Source organism: Rhizobium sp. BK456 (assembly GCF_014194045.1).
GTDB classification, from domain to species: domain Bacteria; phylum Pseudomonadota; class Alphaproteobacteria; order Rhizobiales; family Rhizobiaceae; genus Rhizobium; species Rhizobium redzepovicii.
This window is the reverse complement of sequence record NZ_JACIAO010000007.1, coordinates 375,141-391,910: the sequence shown is the minus strand read 5'-3', so window position 1 is coordinate 391,910 and position 16,770 is coordinate 375,141. Positions and strand designations below refer to the sequence as shown.

General features: G+C 61.7%; 16 protein-coding genes and 1 pseudogene. 11 read left to right on the top strand and 6 right to left on the bottom strand.

Features of this window, described 5'->3' with window-relative positions; all coding sequences use genetic code 11:
- The first annotated feature begins 122 nt into the window (after nt 1-122).
- Together FHX03_RS21680 and FHX03_RS21675 are read left to right on the top strand one after the other, a co-directional pair.
- Nucleotides 123-575, top strand: a complete 453-nt coding sequence (locus tag FHX03_RS21680) for a cytochrome c-type biogenesis protein CcmH (protein ID WP_183855370.1) — start codon at nt 123-125, stop codon at nt 573-575.
- Between the two features lie 85 nt (nt 576-660).
- Nucleotides 661-1,341 (top strand): CBS domain-containing protein, encoded by a 681-nt coding sequence (locus tag FHX03_RS21675; RefSeq protein ID WP_097630111.1) that lies wholly within the window; start codon nt 661-663, stop codon nt 1,339-1,341.
- 547 nt (nt 1,342-1,888) lie between these two features.
- Here FHX03_RS21675 and FHX03_RS21670 read toward each other — a convergent pair.
- From FHX03_RS21670 to FHX03_RS21660, 3 genes are read right to left on the bottom strand one after another with little or no spacing between them, the layout of a single operon-like run.
- Complete coding sequence (locus tag FHX03_RS21670) at nt 1,889-2,449, bottom strand: DsbE family thiol:disulfide interchange protein (protein ID WP_183855368.1); 561 nt, start codon at nt 2,447-2,449, stop codon at nt 1,889-1,891.
- A 1-nt stretch (nt 2,450) separates the two neighbouring features.
- Nucleotides 2,451-2,606: a heme exporter protein CcmD gene (locus tag FHX03_RS21665; RefSeq protein WP_097630109.1), complete on the bottom strand. Its 156-nt coding sequence runs from the start codon at nt 2,604-2,606 to the stop codon at nt 2,451-2,453.
- Nucleotides 2,596-3,372: a heme ABC transporter permease gene (locus FHX03_RS21660; protein ID WP_183855366.1), complete on the bottom strand. Its 777-nt coding sequence runs from the start codon at nt 3,370-3,372 to the stop codon at nt 2,596-2,598. The genes FHX03_RS21665 and FHX03_RS21660 overlap by 11 nt, the downstream gene beginning before the upstream one ends.
- A 199-nt stretch (nt 3,373-3,571) precedes the next feature.
- On the opposite strand from FHX03_RS21660, the gene hemA reads away from it, so the two are divergent.
- A complete protein-coding gene (gene hemA, locus FHX03_RS21655) occupies nt 3,572-4,786 on the top strand; it encodes a 5-aminolevulinate synthase (protein WP_183855364.1) in 1,215 nt (404 codons plus the stop codon).
- A gap of 203 nt (nt 4,787-4,989) precedes the next feature.
- Nucleotides 4,990-5,323 (top strand): annotated as a pseudogene (locus FHX03_RS35105) (hypothetical protein).
- Here the strand turns inward: FHX03_RS35105 and FHX03_RS21650 are convergent.
- Entirely contained in the window at nt 5,320-6,141 is an 822-nt protein-coding gene (locus FHX03_RS21650; RefSeq protein WP_183855363.1) for a universal stress protein, read from the bottom strand. The pseudogene FHX03_RS35105 and the gene FHX03_RS21650 overlap by 4 nt on opposite strands.
- 882 nt (nt 6,142-7,023) lie before the next feature.
- Here FHX03_RS21650 and FHX03_RS21645 point away from each other — a divergent pair.
- The 5 genes from FHX03_RS21645 (at nt 7,024) to FHX03_RS21625 (ending at nt 12,491) form a co-directional block, all read left to right on the top strand.
- A complete protein-coding gene (locus FHX03_RS21645; protein WP_097629298.1) occupies nt 7,024-7,818 on the top strand; it encodes a thymidylate synthase in 795 nt (264 codons plus the stop codon).
- 13 nt (nt 7,819-7,831) lie between these two features.
- On the top strand, nt 7,832-8,350 hold the full coding sequence (locus FHX03_RS21640; protein WP_183855361.1) for a dihydrofolate reductase: 519 nt from the start codon (nt 7,832-7,834) through the stop codon (nt 8,348-8,350).
- 148 nt (nt 8,351-8,498) lie between these two features.
- Nucleotides 8,499-9,584: an FtsH protease activity modulator HflK gene (gene hflK / locus FHX03_RS21635; RefSeq protein ID WP_097629300.1), complete on the top strand. Its 1,086-nt coding sequence runs from the start codon at nt 8,499-8,501 to the stop codon at nt 9,582-9,584.
- Between the two features lie 3 nt (nt 9,585-9,587).
- Complete coding sequence (gene hflC / locus FHX03_RS21630) at nt 9,588-10,547, top strand: protease modulator HflC (protein WP_183855359.1); 960 nt, start codon at nt 9,588-9,590, stop codon at nt 10,545-10,547.
- A 207-nt stretch (nt 10,548-10,754) separates the two neighbouring features.
- A complete protein-coding gene (locus tag FHX03_RS21625; RefSeq protein WP_097629302.1) occupies nt 10,755-12,491 on the top strand; it encodes a Do family serine endopeptidase in 1,737 nt (578 codons plus the stop codon).
- Between the two features lie 281 nt (nt 12,492-12,772).
- Here FHX03_RS21625 and serB read toward each other — a convergent pair whose 3' ends face one another.
- Entirely contained in the window at nt 12,773-13,663 is an 891-nt protein-coding gene (gene serB / locus FHX03_RS21620; RefSeq protein ID WP_097629304.1) for a phosphoserine phosphatase SerB, read from the bottom strand.
- On the opposite strand from serB, the gene miaA reads away from it, so the two are divergent.
- On the top strand, nt 13,662-14,558 hold the full coding sequence (gene miaA, locus FHX03_RS21615) for a tRNA (adenosine(37)-N6)-dimethylallyltransferase MiaA (RefSeq protein ID WP_179867183.1): 897 nt from the start codon (nt 13,662-13,664) through the stop codon (nt 14,556-14,558). The two genes, serB and miaA, sit on opposite strands and share 2 nt — an antisense overlap.
- Before the next feature lie 2 nt (nt 14,559-14,560).
- On the opposite strand, the gene FHX03_RS21610 is transcribed toward miaA, so the two are convergent.
- Nucleotides 14,561-16,057: a PLP-dependent aminotransferase family protein gene (locus tag FHX03_RS21610; protein WP_183855389.1), complete on the bottom strand. Its 1,497-nt coding sequence runs from the start codon at nt 16,055-16,057 to the stop codon at nt 14,561-14,563.
- A gap of 96 nt (nt 16,058-16,153) precedes the next feature.
- Here FHX03_RS21610 and FHX03_RS21605 point away from each other — a divergent pair, with 96 nt between their 5' ends.
- A complete protein-coding gene (locus FHX03_RS21605; protein WP_183855357.1) occupies nt 16,154-16,768 on the top strand; it encodes a LysE family translocator in 615 nt (204 codons plus the stop codon).
- Nucleotides 16,769-16,770 lie beyond the last annotated feature (2 nt).

The following is a 16,770-nucleotide window of genomic DNA, read 5'->3' as shown; positions in this document are numbered from 1 at the left end:
GGAGCGCTTGTCATGGCTGTCGGCGGCCTCGTCTCCCTCAGCGACCGGCGCCTGCGCGTCGGCGCCCCGCGCAGGAAGGCGAAGGCGGCAAAGCCTGTAGAGCCTGCAATGGAGCCGGCGGAATGATGCGGCGTCTCCTCCTGGCTTTCGTCTTGATGCTGTTGGCCGCGCCGGCCTTCGCCGTCAATCCTGACGAGGTGCTGGCCGACCCGGCACTGGAAGCGCGCGCTCGCGCCCTTTCGGCGGAACTGCGCTGCATGGTCTGCCAGAACCAGTCGATCGACGATTCCAATGCCGATCTCGCCAAGGATCTGCGCCTGCTGGTGCGCGAGCGCATCACCGACGGCGACAGTGACGAGGCGGTGCTGAACTATATCGTCTCGCGCTACGGCGAATTCGTGCTGCTGAAGCCGCGGTTCAGCATGAAGACCGGCCTGCTCTGGGGCGCCCCGGCGCTGCTCGTGCTCGCCGGCGGACTGTCACTGCTGGTCTTTGCCCGCAGGCGGTCAGGCAAGCCGACAGGAAGTAAATTGACCGCGGATGAGGATGATAAACTCGCCCGGCTTCTCGAATGAGACCGTGCTGTTTGACGGAGATCAACGCGGAAGCCTCGACCTGACGTTATCTTCATCGGAATACACTCCGATGCGAGGCAGCGCCATGCAGGCAAAAGACATAATGACCACCAGCGTGGTTTCGATCCGCCCCACGGTCAGCGTGCGCCACGCGGTTTCCGTCATGATGCAGGCCAATGTCAGCGGACTTCCGGTCGTCGATGACGATGGCCGCGTCTGCGGCATGCTCACGGAAGGCGACCTGTTATTGCGGAGGGAAATCCGCGCCACCACTCGGTCGTCTCGGGCCGGCGAGATCATTTCTGAGATCGACCTCGAGCGCTACATTTGCACCAATGGCTGGTCGGTCGCCGATGTCATGTCCCCGGACGTTATTGTGGCGACTCCTGACAGCGAGGTTTCCGACATTGCAGAAAGTCTCCAGGCACACCGGATCAAGCGGTTGCCGATCGTCGAGGACGGGCGTCTGGTGGGAATTGTTAGTCGCAGGGACATTCTGGGCATCATCCTGGATGCGCCGACGACCGCGCTCCCGCGAGAAGACGAATCCGTCCGGATGGCCGTTCGCACGCGTCTGCGATCCGATCTGGGGCTGACGCCGCAGAAGGTCCAGGTGTCCGTCAAGGACGGACAGGTAACGCTGGATGGGCAGGTGGAATCGGAACTTAAGCGCAAAGCAATCCGGATCCTGGTGGAAAGCCTCGGGGCCGGTGGCTACCGAGATCGGTTGCGAGTGACCCCGCTCCCCAACACTGATCTAAGTTAGGGATCGAGTCCGGCGGACCTGCGAGTATCGAAGAACCACTTTGCAACGCCAGCGCATTGTCCGCAAATCTTATCGATTGCCGTACCGGCACCTAAGGTTTCCGGCCGCCGGTCACCGTGGCTTAATTTTCCGCGCTTCGTGCATCTCGTCCTCAAACTGACGTGCCACGACCACATGAATTGCTCCTGCCGCTCGCGACAACAGAGGCGTGCGCCCACAGGGACAGCTCACGGCGGTTAGCTGTTCGGTGTCGCCGAGAGGTTGATAGGTGATGAGGCAGTGCGGGGCCGGTTCAAAGGCAAGCGCTACGCAATGCCGGAGCGTCAGTAATCGGCGAAGAACATCTTTCTGGCTTGCAGAAGCAGCCGACTGGCCTCCTGTCAGCGAGGAGGCTTGCCCGGCGTCGCGCCCTCGTGCCGGGCAAGCCTCTGCCAAGTTCCTCGCTTGACACGGGACACCCCCGACTCGCCAGAGGATCTTAGGGGAAGCCGCAGCTCGTCTCTTTGACCGGCGTCAAACACTTCGAACGACTGTCGCGGAACCAATCTCATTTTGAGGTCACGGCGCCGGCGATGGCCGGCGCAATCTCGTTTGCGAGACTGCTCTCGTCGAGTGGACCCACGTGCTTGGCGACGATCCGGCCGGACGGGTCGATCACGAAGGTTTCGGGAACACCGTAGACGCCCCAGTCCATGGAGTTCCGTCCATCAGGATCGGTCCCAACCGCCGCGAACGGATTTCCATTGTCACGAAGGAAGGCCAATGATTGCTGCGGGTCGTCCTTGTAGTTGATGCCTACAAGCCTGACCCGCCTGTCTTGGGCAAGCTTCATCAAGGTCGGATGTTCCTGTCGGCAGGGAATGCACCAGGAGGCGAATATATTCACGACGACCACACTTCCTGCCAGACCGGTGTCGGTGAGGCCCGGCTTCCCGAGGCCGGCGAGCGGAGGAAGATTGACGGACGGATGCCGAAGTCCGATCAGCGCCGAAGGAAGCGCCGCCGGCGAATATCCGTCCGACGCTTCCCGGTACAGCGTGTTTCCAACGGCCAAGGCCAGTCCAAGGAAGACGAAGAGAGGGACACCGGCGAGCGCGTAGCGCCGCATCTCATTCGCCTTCGCGACGCTGCCGTCGACGGACGGCTGAGATGGCGGCGAACTGTCGGCGATAGCCTCGCCCCGCAAACAGCACCTTCAGCGCCACTATCGTCATGACTGAAAACGTCAACGCATAGGCTGCGGTCACATAATATTCATGGTCCATCCTGGTGTTCCCTGTGAACTGCGGCCCTTGCCGCGAGCCTCTGGTAGGAGATCAGCTTCCTTCGCCAGATCTCGTTTCTGATCGACGCGACATAGAGGGTCGCAAACAGTGTGCCGAAGGCAAAACTCATGACCAGGAGCGGACACAGGAATTCGACATCCAACGTGGTTCCACCCAGTCTCAACACGCTGGCGGGCTGGTGAAGCGTGTTCCACCAGTCCACGGAAAACTTGATGATGGGAATATTGACGAACCCGACGATGATCAACACGGCCGTGACGCGGGCGGCGCGGATGGGTTCATCGATCGACTGGTTGATTGTCAGGATGCCGAGATACATGATGAACAGGATGAACATTGATGTCAGCCGGGCATCCCATACCCACCAGGTCCCCCACATGGGCTTGCCCCAGATGGCCCCAGTCACCAGGGCCACGAATGTGAAGGCTGCTCCAAGTGGCGCCGCGACCCGTGCGGAAACGTCTGCCAAAGGGTGCTTCCAGACGAGGGAGCCGATCGCATTTGCCGTCATCATCGTGTAGCAGAGCATTGCCATCCAGGCTGCAGGCACATGCACGTACATTATACGGACGGTCTCGCCTTGTTGATAATCGACGTCGGAAGAAAAGCTGAGATACAGGCCTGCTGCGAAGCTGATCGTTGTAAGGCACAGAAGGTAGGGAAGCGCTCGCTCGGCGAGTTCCAAAAATCTCGTGGGTTGCGCGAGCGTGGCGGCAGCATCGGCCAAAGGTGAAAGGGGGCTCATGCGCCGTTCTTAACGTTACGTGTCCATTCGACAATTGATGTGGATCAACAACGGCGCGATATTTCGGGCGAGGACAGAGGTTTCGGCCCGTACGGTGTGCCCGTGCATTCGGCTGGCGGAGCGATTGCAGGTATTTTGACCAACGTCAAATACGGCTTCGACGGGTCGATGTATCGATGGCGCAAATCAGGAGCAGATGATGGATTTGGAAGCGTTTTTCAAAAACGAGTTGGACGGGCTTCATGCCGAGGGCCGTTACCGCGTTTTTGCCGATCTCGAGCGTCACCGCGGCAATTTTCCGCGCGCAACGCGCCATACCGCCGATGGCGAAAAGGAAGTCACGGTCTGGTGCTCCAACGACTATCTCGGCATGGGCCAGAACCCGAAGGTGATCGAGGCGATGAAAAACGCCATCGACCACTGTGGCGCGGGTGCGGGAGGCACCCGGAATATTTCTGGCACCAACCACTACCACGTCATGCTCGAGCGTGAGCTTGCCGATCTGCACGCCAAGGAATCAGCGCTGATCTTCACCTCGGGCTATGTCTCCAACTGGGCAGCCCTCGGCACGCTCGGCGCCGGGATCCCCGGCCTGATCATCTTCTCCGACGCGCTGAACCATGCCTCGATGATCGAAGGCATCCGTTACGCCAAGTGCGACAAGGTGATCTGGAAGCACAATGACGTCGCCGATCTCGAAGCCAAGCTCAAAGCCGCCGATCCGAAGGCGCCGAAGCTGATCGCCTTCGAGAGCGTCTATTCGATGGACGGCGATATCGCCCCGATCAAGGAAATCTGCGACCTCGCCGACAAATACGGCGCGATGACCTATCTCGACGAAGTGCATGCGGTCGGCATGTACGGCCCGCGCGGCGGCGGCATTGCCGAGCGCGAAGGGCTGATGGACCGGCTGACCGTCATCGAAGGCACGCTCGGCAAGGCCTTCGGGGTGATGGGCGGCTATATCGCCGCTTCGGCAGCGCTTTGCGACTTCATCCGTTCCTTCGCGTCCGGCTTCATCTTCACCACGGCGCTGCCGCCGGCGCTTGCCGCCGGCGCCGTCGCTTCGATTCAGCACCTGAAGGTCAGCCAGTTCGAGCGGGCCCGCCATCAGGACCGGGTGCGCAAGCTCCGGATGCTGCTCGATCAGAGCGGCATTCCGCATGTGCCCAATCCAAGCCATATCGTGCCGGTGCTGGTCGGCGATGCCGCCAAGTGCAAGTGGATCTCCGATCTGCTGCTCGACAATTGCGGCGTCTATGTCCAGCCGATCAACTATCCCACCGTGCCGAAGAAGACCGAGCGGCTGCGCATCACGCCGACGCCGCTGCATTCCGATGCCGATATCGCCCATCTGGTCGAGGCGCTGCATTCGCTCTGGTCGCGCTGCGCGCTGGCCAGGCACGTCGCCTGATTGACGGTGGATTCGGAACGGATGCGGCGGCTGGTACGCGTTCTTCTCCCAACGAATGTGACTGCATAACACTGGTGAACTCAAGATTGACGGGAATTCGCGTCCAATGCCTATATCGCGGCTCGTTATTGATCGCGATCAAAGACGGATGCGACTTCGGAACGGAGAAGGATGTCATCAGGAACCAGGAGACGACGGCATTGATGATCGCTCAACACGATCGCCAAACCGAGACCTCATTAACCCATCCATTCGGCAGGGCTAACCCGGAGGAGGTGGCTTCGCATCCTGGAAGGGTGATGGGGCCGTTGTTCCGGCTGTTGCCTTCGTTAGGCGATTGTCTGTACTCGCTGCCATTTCTCTGACGGCTGCTGCCCTGGTCCCGAGGATCACGTCGCAGAGCGTCTATACGGGCATCGGCCTCTCGCTCGTCGCGGTGGGTTCGCGGGGGCCGGATATTTCCCGCCAGTCGGTGGCGCCCCTCTTCAGGAGGGCATCGACGTAGCGGTGATCCTCAACGTCCTCCGTGCCCTTTAATGAGCGAGAAGGACCGGCATCTCGGCCTTGCAAAGAAGTTCTCGAGTAACGCCGCCGAGGATGAATTCGCGAATCCTGGAGTGGCCAAATCCGCCCGCCACGAGAAGATCCGCCTTCCGTTCGAGCGCTGCCGCCTGAAGCGCGGCAGCCGGAGACTCCCCCTTGGCTTGAACAGGTACGTCCTCCACCTCGAGCCCGGAGCGCTTTAACGAGGACATTAGGATGGAGCGGTTCGCTTTGTCGATCTGCTTGTCGTCGGTCACCGAGATGACCTGTATTTTCGTTGCTTGTTCGGCGAATATCCGTGCGCAGCAGATTGCCCGCGCCGCGGTCGCGCTGCCGTCCCAGGCGATCGCAATGGTATCGATGCGACCAAAGACGCTGGTGGCGGGAAAAAGGAGCAACGGACGCCCGCTCTCGAACAGCAGCGTCTCCGAGAACTGGCGAGAGAGTTCCGAAGCCTCCACTATCGACAGGTCATTGCTCCTGGCGATTTTCGTGAAGCATTCGAAGATGAACGGCTCCCTGGCGTCGAAGCCATGAATGCGTATGTCGACACCGCTCTCCGAGGCTGCGTCTGCAATATGTCCTCGAAGCGAAGCACCGCTGTCCCGGCTGTATCCCTCCGCTTGCCCGCGCCAGAGGTCGACATCGATCATGGTGGGGAATGGCTGGTGGATTGGCGGGACCCGTACCTGCGGGATGCTCGCGAAGAGGTCGGCGCCAATCTGGCGGGCGAGGTCGATTGCGTTGTCAACGATGGTGAAGGAACTCACGTCGGGATAGGTCGACAAAGGAAGATGGAATTGCGGTCTCATACTGGCCTCCTGTGATTATTTCTTCGCCATGATGCATCTGGAGTCGACCTTCGCATTGCGTTTGGTCAAAGCGGCTTGCTGATGAACAGGTACAATCGGACCTTGGATAGGCAGAGGAGGCCATCACCATCAAACTGACCGAAATGAACCCGGTCGAGTGCTGCCGCATTCTCGAACGCGAGCGCTTCAGCAATCGACGGATAAGGTGCAATATTTTCAATAGCTTGCACTCGAACAAGAAGGTTCGTCGGCTACCTTATTCTGACTCAGAAAAATGGCTCAATACTTCAAAATCGACCGTTATTCGTTGAATAAGACTCCGATACATGAGCTTCATTCGGTGCCGAATTGAGATGCGTGAATGCCATAGGCCTAGCAGGAGGAGGCGTTGATTTTGATGTCGGTTACTGCTTCTTCGTTGATAAATGCACGATCGCATCGTTGTCGTCGGCGCGTTCGCGAGGGTCCGGCGACCTGGCAGGCAAGTCCCGCGCGCGCCGTAACAGGCCGATGCCCGTTAGAGGTCGTTCACGATGCTGACGGTCGCCCTGCGGTATCGGAATGGGGCGTTTCAGGGAGGGAAACTCCCTCCCAAGGTTGATGGCGAGGAGCAGAGCAGAGCTTGAAGCGAAGAGTCATCGACTAAATGGCAAGGGTTGTTGCTATAACGCCCCCGGGTCCAATAGGTTTATTACACCGCTCGGTTATCGCCATAGCCGGCCGAAAGCCAGCATGGGTGGTATAGGGGTTTCCGCTGCCCAAGGAAGGGGCCAACGTCATAAAAGCGTTATGCGACCCATCAGAAACATTGGGAAAATGCCCGCCGGCGATTGGTTTCCTTCTGCCGGGAGCCTAAATTAAGCCAAACGGAATCAGCGCGCCATGAAGCAATATCTCGATCTCCTCAACCATGTGATGGAAAAGGGCTCCGACCGGGGCGACCGCACCGGCACCGGCACGCGCTCGGTCTTCGGCTACCAGATGCGCTTCGACCTGCAGGAAGGCTTTCCCGTCACGACGACAAAGAAGCTGCATCTGCGCTCGATCATCCACGAGCTTTTATGGTTCCTGAAGGGCGAGACAAATATCGGCTATCTCAAGGAGAACGGCGTTTCGATCTGGGATGAGTGGGCCGACGAAAACGGCGATCTCGGGCCGGTCTACGGCTCCCAGTGGCGCTCCTGGCCGGCACCGGACGGCGGCCATATCGATCAGATCGCCAATCTCGTCAAAGGCATCGTCGACAATCCGAATTCGCGCCGCCATATCGTCTCTGCCTGGAATCCGGCCGAGGTCGACCAGATGGCGCTGCCGCCCTGCCATTGCCTGTTCCAGTTCTACGTGGCCGATGGCAAGCTCTCCTGCCAGCTCTATCAGCGCTCGGCCGACATCTTCCTCGGCGTGCCGTTCAACATCGCCTCCTATGCGCTTTTGACGATGATGGTGGCGGAGGTCACCGGGCTGAAGCCTGGCGATTTCGTGCACACTCTGGGCGACGCCCATCTCTACCACAACCATTTCGACCAGGCGAAGCTGCAGCTGGCGCGCCAGCCGAAGCCGCTTCCCTTCATGCGCATCAATCCCGATGTGAAAGACATCTTCAGCTTTACCTTCGACGATTTCGAGCTGATCGGCTACGAGGCCGATGCCAGCATCAAGGCGCCGATCGCCGTCTGATCCGAGACATTCCATGGCCGATATCCGCAGGACCATTATTGCCGCCGTTGCCCGCAACGGCATCATCGGGCGCGACGGCGACATGCCCTGGCGGCTGTCGAGCGATCTCAAGCGCTTCAAGGCGCTGACATTGGGCAAGCCTGTCGTGATGGGCCGCAAGACATATGATTCAATCGGCAAGCCGCTGCCGGGGCGGCCGAACGTCGTCATCTCCAGGCAGGCGGCGATAGACCATCCCGATGTTTCCATGGCGCATTCGCTGACGGAGGCGATGACGGCGGCCGAAAGGCTGGCACGCGAAAAGAGCATCGACGAGATCTGCATCATCGGCGGCGGGCAGATCTATGCCCAGGCGATCGGCCTTGCCGACCGGATGTGCATCACCCATGTCGAAGCCGATCTCGACGGAGACGCCTCGTTCCCCGCGATCGATCCCGACATCTGGCGGGCAGGGGAGTCTATAGCGGTGCCGGTAGGCGACAAGGACAGTCACCCCACGCGCTTCGTCGTCTACGAGCGCCGACACGCCTGAAAATGAACTATTTTCCAATTAAATTGACCAAGTTTCTCACGTTGCGTTGAAAGCCGATGCGGCGATACTTATAACGGTCCCAACGCATCCGCCGGTCAGCCCCCACGGTTCCGGATGCGTGGAAGACTTAACGAACAACGAGGTTTTGATGCCCTGGAGCAATCAGAATGGCGGCGGCGGCCCTTGGGGCGGCGGCGGCGGTAATAATCAGGGACCATGGGGCCAAGGGCCGAACCGCCCGCGGGGCGGTGGCAGCGGCAAGGGCGGACCGCCCGATCTGGAAGATATCATCCGGCGCGGCCAGGACCAGCTGCGCAACATCGTTCCCGGCGGTTTCAACGGCGGCGTGGCGGTGATCGTCGCGGCGGTCGTCGCCATTTTCTGGCTGATCCAGTGCGTCTACGTGGTGCAGCCGGACGAACGCGGCGTCGAGCTGCGGTTCGGCAAGCCGAAGGACGAGATTTCGATGCCCGGCCTGCATTTCCATCTCTGGCCGCTGGAATCCGTCGAGACCGTCAAGGTGACCGTGCAACAGCTGAATATCGGAGCGACCTCTGCATCGTCTTCGAACGGGCTGATGCTGTCGAGCGACAAGAGCGTCATCAACGTGCAGTTCGCGGTCTTCTACACGGTCAGCGATCCGAAGGCCTATCTGTTCAACGTCGAAAATCCGGCAGAGACCCTGCAGCAGGTTTCCGACAGCGCCATGCGCGAAATCGTCGGGCGTCGTCCGGCGCAGGACGCCTTCCGCAGCAATCGCCAGCCGATCGAAGTGGATGTGCTCAATATCGTGCAGGATACGATGAACCGGTATGGCGCCGGCGTGACCGTGACCGGTGTGACGATCCAGAACGTGGCGCCGCCGCGCGAAGTCGCCGATGCCTTCGAAGAAGTGCAGCGTGCCGGCCGAGACCGCGACAGCACGATCGAAGATGCCAACCGCTACACGAACCAGAAGCTCGGTCAGGCGCGAGGCGATGCGGCACGAATCCGTGAAGATGCAGCCGCCTACAAGAACCGTGTCGTTAAGGAGGCCGAAGGCGAGGCGCAGCGCTTCACCGCGATCAACGACGAATATTCGAAGGCGCCCGAAGTAACCCGCAAACGGCTGTTCATCGAAACGATGGAGCAGGTGCTGAAGAACTCGAAGAAGGTCATCATCGACGAGAAGCAGGGCGTGCTGCCCTATCTGCCGCTCAATGAGCTCGGCAAGCCGGCGCAGCAGGGAGGTTGAACCATGACATCGAACAGACTTCCCATCATTCTCCTCATCCTCGCCATCGTGCTGGTCGGCCTCTATTCGTCGATTTTCGTGGTGAATGCCCGCGAGCAGGCGATCGTCGTCCGCTTCGGCCAGATCCAGTCGGTCAAGACCGAACCCGGCATCTATTTCAAGCTGCCCTTCGGCTTCATGGATGCCGACCGCGTCCAGCTTGTGGAAAAGCAGGCGCTGAGGCTCGATCTCGACAATATCCGCGTTCAGGTTCAGGACGGCCAGACTTTCGACGTCGATGCCTTCGTGATCTATAACATCTCGGATGTTCGCCGCTTCCGCGAAACGGTCTCGGGTGACCGCGAGGCCGCGGAAGCGCGGCTGAGGGCGCAGCTCGATTCATCGCTTCGCCGCGTCTACGGCCTGCGCGACTACAATGCCGCGCTCTCGGAAGAGCGTGTCGCGATGATGCTGGAAATCCGAGACGACCTGCGCACGGATGCCGAAAATCTCGGTCTGCATATCGACGACGTTCGCATTCGCCGCACCGACCTTTCTCCCGAGGTTGCGCCCAACACCTACAACGCCATGCGTTCGGAACGCCTGGCCGAAGCCGAGCGCATCCGCGCGGAGGGCAATGAAGAAGGTCAGCGCCGCCGGGCTGTCGCCGATCGCCAGGTCGTCGAGTTCACCGCGGGCGCCCAGCGCGATGCGGAAATCCTGCGCGGTCAGGGCGATGCGGAACGCAACCGTGTCTTCGCCGACGCTTTCAGCAAGGATCCGGCTTTCTTCGAGTTCTATCGCTCGATGGCCGCCTACTCTTCAGCGCTTTCATCGCAGGACACGACGCTGGTGTTGTCGCCGAATACGGAATTCTTCCGCTATTTCGACAACGCCGCCGGCACCCTGAAAGCGCCGACAAACCCGGCTCCGGCAATTCCCGGCGCGGCTGCTCCGGCAGCACCCGCCCAGCCGGCGAACTGATACCGAGGGATGCCATTCGCATCCTGACAATCCTGAAAGGGCCGGCCCGGGTGCCGGCCCTTTTTTCGTGGAAAGGTCGAGATAATCAGGCTTTTGCGAGGGCCCGTCATATTGCACGGGGATTTCGCGAAAAGGTGATTTCGCCCTCCATCATTCCGCCTTATGCTGGTGCTCAATGTGCGCATTTACCCCTTATGAGGAAGCTTGATGGCCCCCACGAATCGCTCGCCCTTCAGACGAACGCTCGCGCTTATGGCCAGCGCTGCAATTCTTGCGCATGCTGGCATCAACGGGGTCGCCTATGCGCAAACCGCGCCGCAGACGACGGCGCCCGGAGTTGTTACACCCGCTCCGGCTACCCCGGAAACGGCTGCTCCTGCACCCACGCCGCCCGCAACGGTTGCACCGCAGCAGGCGCCGCAAATTCAGGCCGCAGCCCCGAACAACGGTCCGGCTTCGGTCGCCGATCTGGCCGAGGGACTGCTTGACGCCGTGGTCAACATCTCGACCTCGCAGAACGTCAAGGACGATGAGGGCGTCGGCCCGGCGCCGCGTGCGCCCGACGGCTCGCCGTTCCAGGAGTTCTTCAACGACTTCTTCGACAAGAAGCAGGGCAACAATGGCCCGAACCACAATGTCAGCTCGCTCGGCTCCGGCTTCGTCATCGATCCGGCCGGCTATATCGTCACCAACAACCATGTAATCGAGGGCGCCGACGATATCGAGATCAATTTCGCCAATGGTTCGAAGCTCAAGGCAAAGCTGATCGGCACGGATACGAAGACCGATCTTTCGGTGCTGAAAGTCGAGCCGAAGGCGCCGCTGAAATCGGTGAAATTCGGCGATTCCAGCACGATGCGCATCGGCGACTGGGTGATGGCGATCGGCAATCCGTTCGGCTTCGGCGGTTCGGTGACGGTCGGCATCATTTCCGGGCGCGGCCGCAACATCAATGCCGGCCCTTACGACAATTTCATCCAGACGGATGCCGCGATCAACAAGGGCAATTCCGGCGGGCCGCTCTTCAACATGAAGGGTGAGGTGATCGGTATCAACACGGCGATCATTTCGCCGAGCGGCGGCTCGATCGGCATCGGCTTCTCGGTACCCTCCGAGCTTGCCTCCGGCGTCGTCGACCAATTGCGCGAATATGGTGAGACGCGGCGCGGCTGGCTCGGCGTGCGCATCCAGCCGGTGACCGACGATATCGCCGACAGCCTCGGGCTTGACACCGCCAAGGGCGCGCTGGTCGCCGGCGTCATCAAGGGTGGGCCTGTCGACGACGGTTCGATCAAGGCGGGCGACGTCATTTTGAAATTCGACGGCAAGACCGTCGGCGAAATGCGCGATCTGCCGCGCGTCGTGGCGGAAAGCTCGGTCGGCAAGGAAGTCGACGTGGTGGTGCTGCGCGACGGCAAGGAGCAGACCGTGAAGGTGAAGCTCGGCCGGCTCGAAGACAGCGATCAGGCGGCAGCATCCGGCGACGCGGCGCCGGACGGTTCGCAGGATGACGGCGTTATCACCCCGGATCCCGGCGAGAACAATGATATGGACGAGCCGGATTCCGGCGATCAGGCCCAGCCGACACCAGGCGCGCCCACGCCGGACCAACACCAGGGCCAGGTGTCACCGGATGCATCAACGCCGAAGAACGTGCTTGGCCTGTCGCTGTCGCTTTTGAGCGCCGAGACGCGCAAGGCTTTCGGCATTGCCGAGAGCGTCGACGGTGTCGTCGTGACCGAGGTGACGCCCGGCTCCGCCTCGGCCGAAAAAGGGCTGAAGCCCGGCGATGTGATCGTCGAAGTGGCGCAGGAGTTCATGAAGTCGCCGGACGCGGTCGCCGCCAAGGTGAAGTCGCTGAAGCAGGAAGGCCGCCGCAACGCCCAGTTGATGATCGCATCGGCGAATGGCGATCTGCGGTTTGTGGCGGTGCCGATGGAGTAGGCGAAAGGCGCGGTCAGCCGCCGCATTTTCTGTTCTCGCACAACCTCTCCTCCGTCATTCCTGTGCTTGTCACAGGAATCTAGCCATCGCGCGTCTGCGCGGTGAATGAGGCTCTTGAAGGCAAGAGGTGTCCCGCGCCCAAGGACTTGGGCGCGCTGCATCCCTGTGACGAGCACAGGGATGAGGAGATTGGGGTAAGCGTCGCGCCAATTTTTATGCCGACTCGTCGGATTGTGACCGTGTTTGGTTTAGCAACCGTTCGGAGATGGTGAGTTAAACATTCAACCCGTTACAAAATCCGTCTTCCGATACCCCTGGATGTAGAGCAGCGCCGTCAGGTCACCGTGGTTGATGCGCATCTGCGCCTCGGCGGCGACGGCGGGCTTGGCGTGGAGGGCGACGCCGGCACCGGCGACGTGCAGCATGCCGAGGTCGTTGGCGCCGTCGCCGACGGCGATCGCATCGTCAGGCGAAATGCCGAGCTGAGCCGAAATTTCGTTCAGCGCATCGACCTTCGCCTGCTTGCCGAGGATCGGTTCGGCGACGAAGCCGGAGAGGATGCCGCCGTCTTCGAGCAGCATGTTGGCGCGGTTCTCATCGAAGCCGAGGGTGGCGGCTATGCGGCTGGTGAAGACGGTGAAGCCGCCGGAGACGAGGGCGGTGTAATGGCCTTTCGATTTCATGGTGGCGATCAATTCCGGCCCGCCCGGCGTCAGCGTAATGCGCTTGGCGATCACTTCGTCGACCACCGATATCGGCAGGCCCTTCAAGAGGGCGACGCGTTCACGCAAAGCGGGCTCGAAGGCGATCTCGCCGTTCATGGCGCGGGCGGTGATCGCGGCGACCTTCTCCTTCAGGCCGACTTCGGCGGCAAGTTCATCGATGCATTCCTGGCCGATCATCGTCGAATCCATGTCGGCGATCAGCAGTTTCTTGCGACGGCTCTCCTGCTCCTGGATGACGAGGTCGATCGGCGCGCCGGATATGACGGCAAGAATATCGGCCTCGGCCGCGGGCGCATCCGTGCCGTCACGCAGTGCGATGTCGCAAGCGATGCCGTCTGCCAGCCAGTAGAGGCCGGAAGCGTTCACCGCTTCGGCCGCCCGTTCGGCGATCTTGGGTGTCAGCACGGGATTTGACGGATTGGCAACAAGCGTGGCAACGAGAGCCATGATGGAAAACCTTCTGAGCACAGTGAACGCGATCCTGATAACCGGGCCGACCGCCAGCGGCAAGTCCGCGCTCGCCGTCGAACTGGCAAAGCGCCATGACGGCGCGGTCGTCAACGCCGACAGCATGCAGGTCTACGACACGCTGCGGGTGCTGACCGCGCGCCCGTCGAAAGAGGAAATGCAGGGTGTGCCGCATCATCTCTACGGCCATGTTCCGGCAGGCGCCGGCTATTCCACCGGCACCTGGCTGCGCGATGTCTCGGCGCTGCTGCCGGCGCTCAGGGCCGCCGGCCGGCTGCCGGTCTTCGTCGGCGGTACCGGGCTTTATTTCAAGGCGCTGACCGGTGGGCTCTCCGATATGCCCGAGATACCGGAGGCGTTACGGGAGGAGTTGCGGGCGCGGCTGCTGGAGGAGGGGCCGGAAGGGCTTCATGCCGAACTCGCTGAGGCTGATCCCGCCATGGCGGCCAGTTTCAACCGCCAGGACGGGCAGCGCATCGTCCGGGCGCTTGAAGTGTTCAAGGCGACGGGACGGTCGATCGCCGATTTCCAGGGCCGGTCGGGACCGGTGGTGATCGACGCCGCCCAGGCTCGCAAGATCGTCGTGCTGCCGGACCGAGCGGTGCTGCATCAGCGCATCAACGGGCGTTTCGAAAAGATGCTGGACCAAGGTGCGGAAGGCGAGGTGAGGGCGCTGCTTGCGCTCGACCTGCCGGCCGAGGCGCCTGTGATGAAGGCGATCGGAGTCTCGCAGATCGCGGCGATGCTGAAGGGCGGGATGACCCGTGACGAGGTGCTGGAGAAGGGTGCTGCGGCGACGCGGCAATATGCCAAGCGGCAAATGACATGGTTCCGCAACCAGATGGACGACAGCTGGGAACGGCTGACGGCCTAGGCTCAGCGTTGGACTTCCACTCCGAAGATCTGCAGCTCCAGCAATTTGACGAGTTTGCCAACCGCCGCCTGTAAGTGCTCCGGCAGAAATCCACCGAAGCCCAGCATCAGGCCGGGGGGCGCCGCCTGCGCGGCATACATCGGGGAGATCGCGCGAACCGCGAGGCCGGCCGACAGGGCACGGGCTGCGAGCTTTACGTCGTCGGTCCCCTCGGGCAGCCATAGAAGAATGTGCATGCCCTGATCACTCGGCTGAATGCGGCAGCCGTCCGGCAAGGCCCGCTCGAGCGTTGCGAGCAGGACTGCGCGGCGTTCGGCATAGAGGCCGCGAATGCGGCGGATATGCGCTTCGAAATAACCCTCCCTCATGTAGGCGGCCAGAACGTGCTGTTCTGCGGTCGGCGAGTGCCGGTCGAGAATGGCGCGGGCGCCGGCAAAGGCTTCTGCGAGCGGAGGAGGTGCGATGACGTAGCCGAGGCGCAGTGATGGAAAGAGCACCTTGCTGAAGGTGCCGAGATAGACGACGCGGAAGGGACGCAAGCCTTGCATCGAGGGGAACGGATGTCCGGCATAACGCAGCTCGCTGTCATAATCGTCCTCGACGATCCAGGCGCGGTTCCGATCGGCCCAGGCGATCAAGGCATTGCGCCGCGCCATGCTGAGCGGCATGCCGACCGGATATTGATGTGAGGGTGTGACGAAGGCGGCGCGCGCTTGCGGGCAGAGTTCGAGGCCGCGTTCGACGTTCATTCCCTGTGCGTCGACCGGGATGCGGTGCGTCTTGACGCCGAGATCGTCGAGCACCGCCGTCAGCCCCGGATAGGCCGGGTCCTCGGCCCAGACCGGATCGTCGCGCGACAGCAGGACCCGGCCCGCCATATAGAGGCCTTGCTGGGTGCCCGACGTGATGATGACCTGTTCCGGCTCGCAGCGAACGGCCCGCGCGCGTCGGACGTGTTCGGCAATGGCGACCCGCAGCTCCAACAGGCCCATCGGATCTTGATAGCTCGCGGGAGCTGCCTGTTTCGACGTGCGTACGCGATTGCCGAGCCGGCGCCAGTTGTCGTCGGGCGCGATGCCGGCAGCAGGGACGGCGATGGCAAAGGGAATGGGCGGGTGAGGGGTGAGCGCGCGGGCTATGGCGATGAGCCGCACCGCCGGGGAAGGCAGGTCGATGGCATCCGCTCCCGACGGCATCGCCGGTGCGGGCAGGGGTGTTGTTGTCGTATCTGTCAGAGCGGCGGCGACCCGGGTTCCGGCGCCGATCTTCGCTTCGAGATAGCCCTCAGCGGTCAGCTGATCGAATACGTCGACGACGGTGCCGCGGGCGATCTTCAAGGAAACCGCGAGGGAACGCGTCGAAGGGAGGCGCTCACCGGGCCTCAGTTCGCCGCGCGAGATTGCGCTCCGCAGAGCTTGGGCCAGGTGGCGGCCGACATTGACCGTTCGGTCGATCGCGTTGAGCGACGGGATTTCGATGGTGCTGCGCCGCTTGGGCATTGTAAAGTGGTCCATGAATATTCTTGAAAATGGCGCTTCAAGATGGACCAATTTTCGCGGAGAAGGAAGCGAATTGGATGCTTCCGGAAAATGGAAATGCAGGATCTCCTCGTCGTCTATATCGCCTATGTCATCGCGGCCGGCAGTCCCGGCCCCAGCAATATGGCGATCATGAACGTGGCGATGAGCCAAGGGCGGCGACCGGCTTTGGCGCTTGCCGCCGGGGTCATTACGATGTCCACGTGCTGGGGACTGATCGCGGTCACGGGCATTTCGACGCTCCTTGTCCGCTATGCTCATGGTCTGCTCATCCTCAAGGTCATAGGTGGGCTTTACCTCCTTTGGCTCGCCTGGAGGGCGGCTCGCTCGGCGGCTGCCCCGGATAGATCGGCAAGCGTGGTCGTCCGGCCCGCCGCGCAACTCGGAGCACTGTATCGCCGCGGTATTCTGATGCATCTCGGAAACCCGAAGGCGGTTCTGGCCTGGGTGGCGATCATGTCGCTCGGCCTCAAGCCTGGCGCTTCGCCCGAGATGGCCGTCACCGCGTTCGGCGGCTGCGTGCTCCTCGGGATCGCGATATTTTCCGGTTATGCGCTGCTGTTCTCGACGGCGCCGATGGTGCGCGGCTATGCGCGGGCGCGCCGCTGGATCGAGGGAAGCCTCGCCGTGTTCTTTGCGGGTGCCGGATCGCGCCTGCTGTTCTCCCACTGACC

Coding starts and splice junctions, on each gene's coding strand:
- FHX03_RS21680 (WP_183855370.1), top strand. CDS start 123: ATGATGCGGCGTCTCCTCCTGGCTTTCGTCTTGATGCTGTTGGCCGCG.
- FHX03_RS21675 (WP_097630111.1), top strand. CDS start 661: ATGCAGGCAAAAGACATAATGACCACCAGCGTGGTTTCGATCCGCCCC.
- FHX03_RS21670 (WP_183855368.1), bottom strand. CDS start 2,449: ATGCGGCGCTACGCGCTCGCCGGTGTCCCTCTCTTCGTCTTCCTTGGA.
- FHX03_RS21665 (WP_097630109.1), bottom strand. CDS start 2,606: ATGGACCATGAATATTATGTGACCGCAGCCTATGCGTTGACGTTTTCA.
- FHX03_RS21660 (WP_183855366.1), bottom strand. CDS start 3,372: ATGAGCCCCCTTTCACCTTTGGCCGATGCTGCCGCCACGCTCGCGCAA.
- hemA (WP_183855364.1), top strand. CDS start 3,572: ATGGATTTGGAAGCGTTTTTCAAAAACGAGTTGGACGGGCTTCATGCC.
- FHX03_RS21650 (WP_183855363.1), bottom strand. CDS start 6,141: ATGAGACCGCAATTCCATCTTCCTTTGTCGACCTATCCCGACGTGAGT.
- FHX03_RS21645 (WP_097629298.1), top strand. CDS start 7,024: ATGAAGCAATATCTCGATCTCCTCAACCATGTGATGGAAAAGGGCTCC.
- FHX03_RS21640 (WP_183855361.1), top strand. CDS start 7,832: ATGGCCGATATCCGCAGGACCATTATTGCCGCCGTTGCCCGCAACGGC.
- hflK (WP_097629300.1), top strand. CDS start 8,499: ATGCCCTGGAGCAATCAGAATGGCGGCGGCGGCCCTTGGGGCGGCGGC.
- hflC (WP_183855359.1), top strand. CDS start 9,588: ATGACATCGAACAGACTTCCCATCATTCTCCTCATCCTCGCCATCGTG.
- FHX03_RS21625 (WP_097629302.1), top strand. CDS start 10,755: ATGGCCCCCACGAATCGCTCGCCCTTCAGACGAACGCTCGCGCTTATG.
- miaA (WP_179867183.1), top strand. CDS start 13,662: ATGATGGAAAACCTTCTGAGCACAGTGAACGCGATCCTGATAACCGGG.
- serB (WP_097629304.1), bottom strand. CDS start 13,663: ATGGCTCTCGTTGCCACGCTTGTTGCCAATCCGTCAAATCCCGTGCTG.
- FHX03_RS21610 (WP_183855389.1), bottom strand. CDS start 16,057: ATGCCCAAGCGGCGCAGCACCATCGAAATCCCGTCGCTCAACGCGATC.
- FHX03_RS21605 (WP_183855357.1), top strand. CDS start 16,154: ATGCAGGATCTCCTCGTCGTCTATATCGCCTATGTCATCGCGGCCGGC.